Raw genomic sequence first — 11,169 nt, 5'->3', positions numbered from 1 at the left:
GCCAAACAGCGCAGCGAAGAAAGACGCAGGACTATAAAACCTCTACAAAGTGAGGATATTGCAAGAGCTATAGTCTACGCAGTAACACAACCTGAACATGTAAATGTGAACGAAATTCTGATTCGACCAACTGCACAGGATAATTAGGGTAATAACGTAGCAGCGGCGATCGCTTTAGCAACAACACATAAGCGGGCGAGCGATCGCATCTACCATATTGCTGCTCTTGAAGTTTTTGGTCTTTTTACATTTTGTTACATAGCTAGATTTATTCGTATCTACTTACTGGAGTTTAAACTCAGTAAATCACAAAGTTTTTTTAGGGGCTTCTGGAGCGCAGACGACGTGCGTATATTAATCCGATTATAATTGGACTTTGAACTAAAAAAAGACGTTCGCGTATTAATAACACGAATAAAAGCTCGCCAGCAAAAATTACCTTAGTTATATTTCAAACTAAGTGAAAGTGAGTGAAATCCCTAAAGCCTAACGAAATTTACGCAGCTTTTTGGTTAGTCGGTGTAGATTTTGACTGTTTTTTCACTACGGGATGTACGGTGCGTTTTGGTTGAGTATGACCAGTTACTCTCCCAGATGAATTTCCCCGGGTTTTGGGAGAATGTCCAGGTTTACCAGTCTGTGAAATAATTCTGAGAAAATCACGTTGTACTACACTTGGAGTAACAGTGGGGGGATTTGTAGTATCTTGGGGGCGTTCCCAAGGTCTGGGTAAGTATGTTGCCAAATCCTTTGCAGCCCAAAGTTGTACGTAAGACAGCATAACTAATCGTATCCAATTTTCTTCGTGTTCAAGCTCTGGAGTTTGGAACTGTGTCATTAACAAGCGCTGCTTACCGAAACGGAACAGATGTTCAATATCGAACCTTTGTCGAAAGCTTTTGTTAGCAACAGTAGGAGAGATTTCTTGCCGTCGGTCGCCGATGACAATTAACCACATCGGTTTCCTCTCCCGTATCCCCAGTATCATCAGTCACATGAATCCTGAGGAGGGTGAAGGGATGACGGTACATTTTTTGCACTTTGGTTCCCCTCATCAACATTTGATGCCAGGCTTGAATAGTAACATTTAAGTGACGACCCTTACGAGTGGTCTGTTGTATTTGTGTTGTTTCGCTACTGTTATGCCAAGTTTCCGCGTCAGCCAAATCAAACCGGTCACCGTATTTCTTGGGGCAACCAGGTGTTTTCTTTAACTCGTCAACAATTGGAGATTGATAGAAAATCCGATTGCTTCGGACTCGGGCTATGACAACCAAATTTTTGTGTTTTGATTGCTGTTCAAGGAAAGAACGTTGGCTATATTCAGTATCTCCCACCAATACGCACAATTTCTTATGCATTGGTAGTGATGAATCAGACATGATAGATTGAATTTGTTCACTGGCAACATCAGTACCACTTTTCTCCAGTGATACCCTTTGTGCGGATAAGGGCACCGCCCAAGCAGCACGACAATCAATCTCTTTTTCTGGTAGGATTGAAAGTACTGAATAGCGATGACCAATATTGATAGGTTTATTACCTTTTATCGTGTTTGGTTGGTAAATGTACCCACGTTCCGATAAAGTTTTTGCGTAAGGGCGCGGGTGTGGTGTTGTATCAGCTGCGAATAAGTAAAAAGGCTGTTGTTGTGGTGGCGAGATTAACTCAGACACTAACCTAATTAAGTTATCTGGTTTTTCTTCTTCTTTTCCTTTTTGTTCTTTGTTGATCTCCTGACTATTTGTATTAAATGATTCTTTGATAGCTTTATAAATAGAGTTATAGCTTCTTAGAAACAGTGGGCTTAAAGATAACTCAGCAATTGATCTAGCTCCCGTATTTCCCGCAAGTGCATCCAACAAATCTATGCAAGCATCGCTACTAAGCTGAAAACAATTGTAAAGTTTTTTTCTAAAATTCTGAAATTGTGATATTAGTTGATTGTGAAATTTTACTGTAGCCATCAGTATTTCGTCAAAGACATAAGCGTTGTTGATATTACTATGTCTTCAGGATTTGGTGGCTATCTTTTTTTCTATCTGGTGGTAAATTTTCTCACTTTACTGGCATCAGAGAAGTTCCATCTCAAACACATGCGGATAGACTGATTATTAGTCAGTTACTTTTACTACTTATAATTAAGTATTTTTAGATTCGTGTTTGATACATCTGATACAAGAATTCAAAAATGCTCTGCAAGATTCATCCCTACAGAAGTTCGCGTAATTTTGACGCGAACTCTTCTTTTTTTGTCCAAAGTCCAATAGTTTAGCCTAGTGGCACCACATGGCTTCTACTGGGTGATTCTTGGAAAGTCAGGAGTGCGCAACTGGACTCAGTTTATACAAATCATCAACAGGAATGCGATAACCGTTAGCGAGCCTATTTGTCATGTTCGCAGCACCAACGATTGCCATCAATTCGCCAAATATTTCATCATTCATTCCTTTAGCACGCGCTGCTGCTGTGTGGGAAGCAATGCAGTATTCGCAACCATTTGTGACACTGACGGCAATATAAATTAATTCTCTCACTAGTGGGTCTATTTCCCCAGGACTTCCCATGACTTCTTTAAGCGTTTCCCAAGTTCTCCGCAAGGTAGGCGGGTGATTTGCTAAAGCTTTCCAGAAATTGTTAATATAGTCAGTCTGGCGTGTTGTGCGGATGTCGTCGTAAACTGCGCGTACTTCGTCACTAGCGTCTTCGTATTCAATGAGGTTGGTCATAATTTAGATTGAATTTAGTTTTAAGCTCCAGATATATTAAACAATAAACTCCTTTATATCACTAATAAATTCATCAATCCTTTCTTTAGTTGTATTCCAAGAACACACTAACCTCACTCCCCCAACACCAAGAAAACTGTAAAATAACCAATTCTTCTCTCGTAACTTTTGAACTACTTTATCTGGCAACTTCACATAAACAGCATTGACTTGCCTGGGAAACATGATTTGAACCCCTTCTATTTTTAACAATTCATTCTCTAAATATTCAGCACATTGATTCGCATGACGAGCATTCTTCAGCCAAGCACCAGTTTCCAACAAACCTAGCCAAGGAGCAGAAATAAATCGCATCTTAGAAGCAAGTTGTCCGGCTTGTTTACAGCGATAGGCAAAATCTTCTGCCAATTCTTTATTAAAGAAAATAATTGCTTCCCCTACTGCCATGCCGTTTTTTGTACCACAAAAACACAACACATCTACACCACTTTTCCAGCTAATTTCCGCAGGGCTTTTATTCAAGGCAACTACAGCATTAGCAAAGCGAGCACCATCCATCTGAATTTTTAAGTCATGTTGTTCTGCTAAATTTTTAATAGCAGCTAGTTCCTCGATTGAATATATAGTTCCTAATTCTGTAGCTTGAGTAAGGCTAATTACTTTTCTTTTTGGATAATGAATGTCGGCTCTTTTCCCCAATAATAAAGCTTCTATTGACTCAGTTGTTAACTTCCCATTTTCGCCTTTAGCAAGTAAAAGTTTCGAGCCATTAGAAGTAAACTCAGGCGCACCACATTCACTAGTTTCAATATGTGCATTTTCATGACAAATCACACTGTGATATGACTGGCATAATGCCGCTAACGATAAGGAATTTGCAGCAGTGCCATTAAAGACAAAAAAGACTTCGCAATCAATCTCAAATAATTCTCGAAAACTATCTGACGCCTTTTGAGTCCATATATCGTTTCCATAGGCGGGAGCGCTGCCTCGATTTGCTTGAAGCATGTATTCTAATGCTTCTGGGCAAATTCCAGAGTAATTATCACTTGCAAATTGTTCCAAATAAGAGTCCATTGTTGGTTGTAGTTTTAACCTTTAGCCTAGATACCTTATGTTAGCGAAATTATTCCTTGTTGTGGATAGGTTTCTATATATAATATAAAGTTAGTTAAAAATTCCCATCTTTTAGAAGTTGTATGAGCATTCAAGAGGGATACAATAATTGGTCAGCAACGTACGAATCGGACAGTAACCTTACACGGGATTTAGACCGTGTAATTACCGAGAAAATACTGATGAATTCTAGGTTTAAATCAATTATTGAGCTTGGTTGTGGAACAGGAAAAAACACTTGTTTTCTCTCAGAAATTGCTAATAAAGTTTATGCCGTTGATTTTTCAGAAGGCATGATTAGCAAGGCTAAAGAGAAACTGAATTCCAATAACGTTGTTTTTTCTGTAGCTGACATCACAAAAAAGTGGACTTATCATGATATATCTGCCGATCTCATAGTCTGCAACCTTGTACTCGAACATATAGAAAATATTTCATTTATATTTTCAGAAGCATTTCGTTCACTAGATAATGGAGGTCAGTTTTTTATTTCTGAACTTCATCCCTTTAGACAATATCAAGGAAAAAAAGCTAGCTTCCAAAAAGGTGAAGTAACAACTGAAATCGCAGCATTTATACATCATATATCAGATTTTCTCGGTGCTGCCCAAAGTAGCGGGTTTAAGCTTAAAGAACTGAAAGAATGGTGGCACGAAGAAGATCTCAACAAACCGCCAAGGCTGGTGACGTTTGTTTTTGAGAAATGAATCTCGATAAATTTTCCCATAGTTCCTTTGTAGCTAGAAGTGGGGGCTTGTGCCCTAGGAGTTTTCGGTTACAAGCGCGATCGCGAACCCATCATAACCTTTGCTGCCTACCGTTTGTATAACAGTAGCGCTTACACGGGAATCAGCAGCTAGTACGGTGTTGAAGTCTTGCACACCTTGGACGCTTTTGTCATTGCTGTTGGGATCAATAACTGCACCATCCCGTACAACATTATCAGCAATAATCAAGCTACCTGGTTGAGTCAGCTTAAGCGCCCATTCAAGATAGGCTGTACTGTTTGACTTATCAGCGTCTATGAATACTAAATCAAACGGTTCGCGACTTTCCGCAGCTAGTTGTGGTAGCGTATCCAATGCTTGCCCAACACGAACCTCAACAACCTCGGCTAGTCCAGCACGTGCAATATTTTTACGAGCGACTTCCGCGTGTTTGGGAGCAGCTTCTAGGGTGATGAGTTTTCCCCCTGGTGGTAGCGATCGCGCTAACCAAATTGTACTGTAACCCCCTAGCGTACCAATTTCCAGTATTGAGCGAGTTCCTATCGCTTGTGCCAAAATAGCTAGCAGTTTGCCTTGGCTCGGTGTGACATTGTGTGGCGGTAGTCCTGCATCGGTAGAAGCTTGCAGAGCAGCATCAAGGGCGTGGTCGAATGGTACGAATAAGTCGGTAATGTATTCATCTACTGCAGTCCACTGTTTCAAGGTCATATTCTGTCCTCATTTTTGGTCAATCGTTGAAACGCTCTTGGCTCAAGCGACAGACATTTTCAAAAAGTCAACGTGCTACGGATGACGCCGAGAACGTCACCAGCATTGCGGCTATTGTGATCCGGAGCGGTAAGATAGATTATCCCAGGAGTAATAGCGATGTTATCCGTCACAGGATACTGATAAAATGTTTCGATGTGGTAAGAAGTCATTGGATCTTTGCCTACTAACCTCCTGAGACTAACGCTCACATCTGTAACTTTAGGCTCCATACCCACAATTATACCTCCGAGGCTGCCCTTTTTACCCAGATCCGGAAAAGCCAATGTGAGTGCGTAATTCCAGATATCAAGCTCCCCAGGAGGAATTACTCCACCAAGTTTGGAACGGATACGTGTATTGGTATAGCCGACCCAGCCACCAACTACAAATCTCCGGTTAATTTGATACGACGCCTCGATCCCGTAGGAATTAGTGGAAGTAGGCAAACTCTCTCCCCTAAGCTTCTCTAACGTACGTGTAGGTAAAATTACATTACCACTCGAAGTTTGAGTACCTCTACTAGGACTACTAGCAATCTCTGAAGGTAGAACAGCACTATTACTAAGTAAAGCAGAATGTAAATTAGCACGGTTGCTACCAACAGTGAGATCATTGTTATAGGAGTTAACGTAAGTCAAGCCAATAGTAAAATTTTCACTCAGCTTAATCGTCAACTGTCCGATCGCACCATAAGGACCATTGAATAAACCATTTTTGTGTGAGGGATCGTTAGACTCACTAGCTAAGTAACCCAAAGTCAATTCTGCATTGTCGCTGAACTCGTGGGTTACAGCTATTCCAGAACCAGCAACCAAGTTATAAATCGGGTTGTGGGTGCCAAAATTAGAGAGGGCACCGCTATCACCATCACCATCAAGGAAAGAGTTAACGGTATCAGTAAAGTCATCAGCGGTACCAAAATGCCCATCAATTACTACTTTTGTATTTTTCCCCAACAGGAAAGTGTAGGACAGTTCATCCAAATCTATGTTGTTTTTATTTCCATTACTATAAGTAGAAGCACTAAAGCGTAGCTCGCCCTCTGGAGTGAAAGTAGAACTACCAGACAAAGCATTTGAATTTGTTGCTTGAAGTCTAGTTCTTAACTGGTCTTTACCTGTAAAACTAGTGCTAAAGTTCAGACGTGCCCTATTAGCTAATATGGGAGTGGTATTTATTTTCTGACCCCTAGCATTATCTCCAGCAAAAACGCTGACTGATGCGATAACAACAGTGCCATCGAGTTTAGTTGTGGTGGAAAATTGATGCGCTTGTAATTCAGCCACCTTTGCTTCCACAGGATTTACACGCCCTTGCAATATCGCTAAGTCCCCAGCAAATTGCTGTCTTAAGTTTTGTAATATTAATAAATCTTGCTCACTCACTAAATCACTGCTGGCGGTCGTAATAAGTTCGTTAACTCTATTAAGACAAGCATTCAACCCAGTCGCAAATTCATACCGTGTCATCACCCGATTGCCTCGATAAGATCTATTCGGGTATCTAGTAAGACAACCGTATCGTTCCCCCAATGATTGCAGTGCTTGGAATACCCAATCCGTGGATTGCACATCTGATAACTCAGATACTGAATTTATTTGTGACATTCCATCGTCAGCATCGTCTTCACTACTCCTAAAATCGATTGGTTCGATTGAGATTAAGGCGTGTTGAGACGTAGAAAGTTTATGATTCCTTGTAAGTGCTTTAGCAGCAAGAGATCTAGTCAGCACAAAAAATGTTGCGACTAAAATAGCTGGGAACACAAGCAGAACATTGCATACTTTAGGCATTGGAATAACCTGCTGGAATACCTTGCCATTGAGTCTGAGATGGCAACACTTCGCTCTTCATGACCAGTGATAGACCATCGAGTTTAGAACCAGTCTCCATCACTGAATCATACAAAACTACTGAACGTGGTCCAACAGTGCACCCTTGACCTATTCTTACTGCGGACATTTTCATTACCCGATCTTCGAACAGGTGGGTCTGAAGCGACGTTAAGCTGCCGATCGCCGCATCATCACCAACACGAACTAAATCGAACTCAGTCAAAAAGGTTGTATCCATATATACTCGCCGACCAATCTTGGCACCAAACAGCCGCAAACTTGGTGCAAGCAGAGGTGTACCGGTGAGCCACCTGATCAAAAATGGTACAGCTACAGTTTCATACAGCCCAGTGATCAGCTCAGTACGCCATACAAAGTTAGACCACAGTGGCTCAACCCGAGGTCGATAGCGCCCGATGATTAGCCATTTCAACGCTGCTACTAATCCAGTTACCAGAAATGCGGAACCTATATAGAGGAATGGCATAACAGCAATCCGTATAGATACTGACAGCAATGGTGTTACCCAGACAATTTCTATAATGTTCTCAATTGCCAGCACATAAGTTAGCGTAAGCGGTAACACAATCCTGAGAAACTCCATGCCTAAACGATAGGCAACTAGCTTGACAGGTGGTCGGAAAGTGACAGTTTCGTCAAATACCTGACTTTTCTGACGGTGTGGAAGGAAAATAGCTGGTGAACCAAGCCATGAAGTCCCTGACTCAACTGGCTTAGTTGGGGGTAACGAATGTACACCGATTAGACAATCGTCTCCCAGACGTGTGTTAGCTGGAACGAGGGCTGCATTGCCTATGAAGCAACGATTGCCGAGTTCAGTAGCTCCCAGCGCCATGAACCCGTTGTAATGCTTTGCAGGACCAATAGCAGCAAAATCGGCGACAAAGCTCTCACTACCTAGTGTCAGTAGATCAGGGTCAATGTGCGCTACTGTCGAGACTTCTGACCTTGTGCCAATTTTGGCTCCTAAAAGACGCAGCCAAGGTAGTGTATAAAGTGTGGCGTAAAGTGTATTGGTAACCGCTAAACTGGTAAGCATCAGCTTATCAGTTAGCCACTTACGGAAACCAAAACCTGATTGTATTTGGAAGATCCCAGGTTGGACAGTTGGCATCAGCAACCTTTTGCCAACTGCGACCAACGTACAGGTAGTCACTACAAAAATTAGCCCTGCAATTGGTGTAGCAATAAGTTGTTTAAATAAATTATCTCCAGCAGCGGCATACTGAAAAATCAGCCCCGGAATAAAGATAAGGAACGGTAAAATCTCGATGAAGACAAATCCTATGAAAAATCCTACCCACAGGATTGGTGAGTATTTTAGGTTTGATGGTTTGCGATCAGCTATGTTGTCCAGTATGGGATCTGTGTTCGTAATCCGTTTAGAAGGTGAACCGCTCCAAGTCTGACCAGTTGGAATCATTTGGTCGCGAGCAACTAAAGATTGCTCAGCCAATCGTGCCCACTGACCAATATTTCCACCAAGCATCAGCACTGAGTTAGTTCCAACGAAAGCGTTGGCACCAATTCGGATCGGTGCTTGATACAGCCATCCATCTTCGATAGCAAACGGCTGTATTTCAACACTGTAGCCAATACTAGCTTCGTCACCGATCTCAATTAAATCAGGCATGTGCAATCGCCCTGTTCCTATATAGCATCCTTTGCCAATGCGTCCACCAAGCAGTCGGAGATAAATAGGCATCAGTGGCGATCCGGCGAGATAGTCGAGTGGTGCAAGGGTCATAATTTTGCCTACCAGCCACCAGCGACAATAATACCAACCCCAAAGTGGATAGCGACCAGGACGAAACCGACCAATTAATAACCATTTTGCTGCAATTGGTAATACTAAGATCGTCAGTATCCAAATAAAGAGGATGAGTATAGTACTAGAAATCTCAAGAGTGAGAGAAGACCTAATTCCAGATTGTGATATGAGTAGTATTGATGGTGTTCCCAAAACAACAAACAGGACATATAGGCAAAGCATTTGTAGACAACCGCAAACCCAGACTCGTAGGTTACTATGGCGACGTCGAATACGCTCAGGCTTGAGCCCTGTGTCCCTCAAATCATCATCCTCCTCGGTTAATGTTTGAGAAATAATCGACTTACTGGATAGTTGACTACCTTCGATGTGAGTCGCTAGATCGCGAATAGTTGAGTGTAAGTAAAGATCACCGATAGACAGGTGATTCAACTTTCGATTTTGCCTGAGATTAGAAATCACCTGAGCCGCAAATAGTGAATGACCACCCAAATCCTTAAAGAAATCCTCCTCAACTGAGATCTTGTCTCGCCCAAATACACAATTCCACGCTTTGACTAATTCCTGCTCCAATGGTGTAGCTGGGGGTACATGGTTATCGGAGCGATCGCTCAGCTTCACCATATTTGGCATCGGCAGTTTAGAACGATCTGCCTTACCGTTAGGTAGTGTAGGAATCGTATCTAGAATTTCGATGTATGCTGGTATCATGTAGCTAGGTAAGCGGCTACGTAATGTAGAGTGTAGGGAAGTTTTCAAATCTTCCGGAGCCTCTACCGCGAAAAGCAGTGTTATGTAGGCTACTAATTCTTGTATTCCACTATTGTTAGACACCACCGACACAATGGCGTTCTCGATTTCTGGGTTTTCTAATAAAATTGCCTCAATTTCTGTGAGTTCAATCCTGTAGCCGCGAATCTTGACTTGGCTGTCAATACGACCAAGATATTCAATATCTCCATTGGTTGTGACTCGACCCAAATCCCCAGTACGGTACAATCTAGCTTCTGTGGAGGATTGCTCGAATGGATTCAAAACAAATTTAGAGGCGGTGAATTCTGGACGGTTAATGTAGCCACGTGCGACGCCGATACCACTGATGCAAATTTCCCCAACTTCCCCTTGCGGTACCGGACGCAATTCCTCGTCAAGAATATAAACACTGTAGGTTGGTAGTGGTCTACCAATGGTTACAGGTTCGTCAGGGAAAAGTTCTGTCCACAGTGCAGTAACTGTCGTTTCAGTAGGACCATATGTGTTAAGTATTCTCCGACCAACACGACTCCAACGCTTTACCAAATCTTGTGGGCAGGCTTCACCACCAACAATCAAGGTTCGCACTGAAGGGACGTCTCGATCCACTGTTGCTAGCAGTGTAGGTACACAGTACAAGACTGTTACTTTCTCCTCTATCAAGAAGTCCGCAAGACCTGATCCTAAGCGTCGGTAATCCGTTGGACCTGCAATTAGGGTTGCTCCAACGATAAAGGTTGGCCAGATTTCCTCAATCGAGAAATCAAAAGCGATGGTCATACCTTGATAAACTCGATCCCAAGGAGTTACACCATAGATTGGTGTACATACTGTGAGAAAATTGCAGATACTTGAATGGTTTACTGCAACGCCTTTGGGTCTGCCAGTGGAGCCTGATGTGTAGATGATGTAGCACAGTTCGTCTTGCGTATCTGGAATTGCTGGACGTGTTTTTGGCTGCTGTGCGATCGGCGCTTCTCCCAAGGGGAGACGCCAAGGGCGAACGCCGCAGCGCTTCGCTATCGCCACAGTAACAAGATCGAGAGCCAGAACTTCACAACCTATGTCAATAATTGCCTCCATGAAATCGGTTGTGGTCACTAGCAGATCCAGTGATGCGTCTTCGGCAATGAAAGTAATACGATCTTGGGGAAACGATGGATCGAGCGGGACAAAAGCAGCACCGCACTTTAACACTGCAAGCAACGTCACATAAGTATGGATAGATCGTTGCAACAAAATACCAACCCGCTTCCCTAATGTGATACCCTTGTGTACAAAGTAGTTTGCTAACTGGTTAGCCTGCACGTCAAGCTCAGCATAGGTCAGATGCTCTGCTCCGCAGACCAAAGCGACAGATTTAGGATCAGCGTCACAACGGTTTTCAAAGAAGTAATGCAGACGCTTTGGTGGCATTTCTGCTGTTCTCAATTTAGAGCCAAATACATCACCAAATTTCACGTGGT

The 11,169-nt window shown here is 42.5% G+C and carries 8 protein-coding genes; 1 reads left to right on the top strand and 7 read right to left on the bottom strand.

The features are described 5' to 3' along the window. Positions 1 to 496 precede the first annotated feature (496 nt). From G4P69_RS39670 to G4P69_RS33280, 4 genes are all read right to left on the bottom strand, one after another. Positions 497 to 958, bottom strand: coding sequence for a hypothetical protein (locus G4P69_RS39670; protein WP_243902478.1), 462 nt, complete (start codon positions 956 to 958; stop codon positions 497 to 499). Further along, positions 903 to 1,967 carry a transposase gene (locus G4P69_RS33290; RefSeq protein WP_243902479.1) on the bottom strand — a complete coding sequence of 355 codons (1,065 nt, stop codon included), beginning with the start codon at positions 1,965 to 1,967 and terminating at the stop codon, positions 903 to 905. The genes G4P69_RS39670 and G4P69_RS33290 overlap by 56 nt, the downstream gene beginning before the upstream one ends. A gap of 351 nt (positions 1,968 to 2,318) precedes the next feature. After that, a complete protein-coding gene (locus G4P69_RS33285; RefSeq protein WP_208342996.1) occupies positions 2,319 to 2,729 on the bottom strand; it encodes a carboxymuconolactone decarboxylase family protein in 411 nt (136 codons plus the stop codon). 36 nt (positions 2,730 to 2,765) lie between these two features. Continuing rightward, positions 2,766 to 3,806 carry a threonine aldolase family protein gene (locus G4P69_RS33280; protein ID WP_208342997.1) on the bottom strand — a complete coding sequence of 347 codons (1,041 nt, stop codon included), beginning with the start codon at positions 3,804 to 3,806 and terminating at the stop codon, positions 2,766 to 2,768. A 122-nt stretch (positions 3,807 to 3,928) separates the two neighbouring features. Between G4P69_RS33280 and G4P69_RS33275 the strand changes: the two genes are divergently transcribed. Next, positions 3,929 to 4,552, top strand: a complete 624-nt coding sequence (locus G4P69_RS33275) for a class I SAM-dependent methyltransferase (protein ID WP_208342999.1) — start codon at positions 3,929 to 3,931, stop codon at positions 4,550 to 4,552. Between the two features lie 54 nt (positions 4,553 to 4,606). Here G4P69_RS33275 and G4P69_RS33270 read toward each other — a convergent pair whose 3' ends face one another. From G4P69_RS33270 to G4P69_RS33260, 3 genes are read right to left on the bottom strand one after another with little or no spacing between them, the layout of a single operon-like run. Beyond that, positions 4,607 to 5,281: an O-methyltransferase gene (locus G4P69_RS33270; protein ID WP_208343000.1), complete on the bottom strand. Its 675-nt coding sequence runs from the start codon at positions 5,279 to 5,281 to the stop codon at positions 4,607 to 4,609. Between the two features lie 59 nt (positions 5,282 to 5,340). Further along, a complete protein-coding gene (locus G4P69_RS33265; protein ID WP_208343009.1) occupies positions 5,341 to 7,116 on the bottom strand; it encodes an iron uptake porin in 1,776 nt (591 codons plus the stop codon). Next, positions 7,109 to 11,119, bottom strand: a complete 4,011-nt coding sequence (locus G4P69_RS33260) for a Pls/PosA family non-ribosomal peptide synthetase (protein ID WP_243903120.1) — start codon at positions 11,117 to 11,119, stop codon at positions 7,109 to 7,111. The genes G4P69_RS33265 and G4P69_RS33260 overlap by 8 nt, the downstream gene beginning before the upstream one ends. Between the last annotated feature and the right edge of the window lie 50 nt (positions 11,120 to 11,169).

The organism is Aetokthonos hydrillicola CCALA 1050, assembly GCF_017591665.1.
Classification (GTDB): domain Bacteria; phylum Cyanobacteriota; class Cyanobacteriia; order Cyanobacteriales; family Nostocaceae; genus Aetokthonos; species Aetokthonos hydrillicola.
Note: the sequence above shows the minus strand (reverse complement) of the source record. Positions and strands in the feature narration are given on the sequence as shown.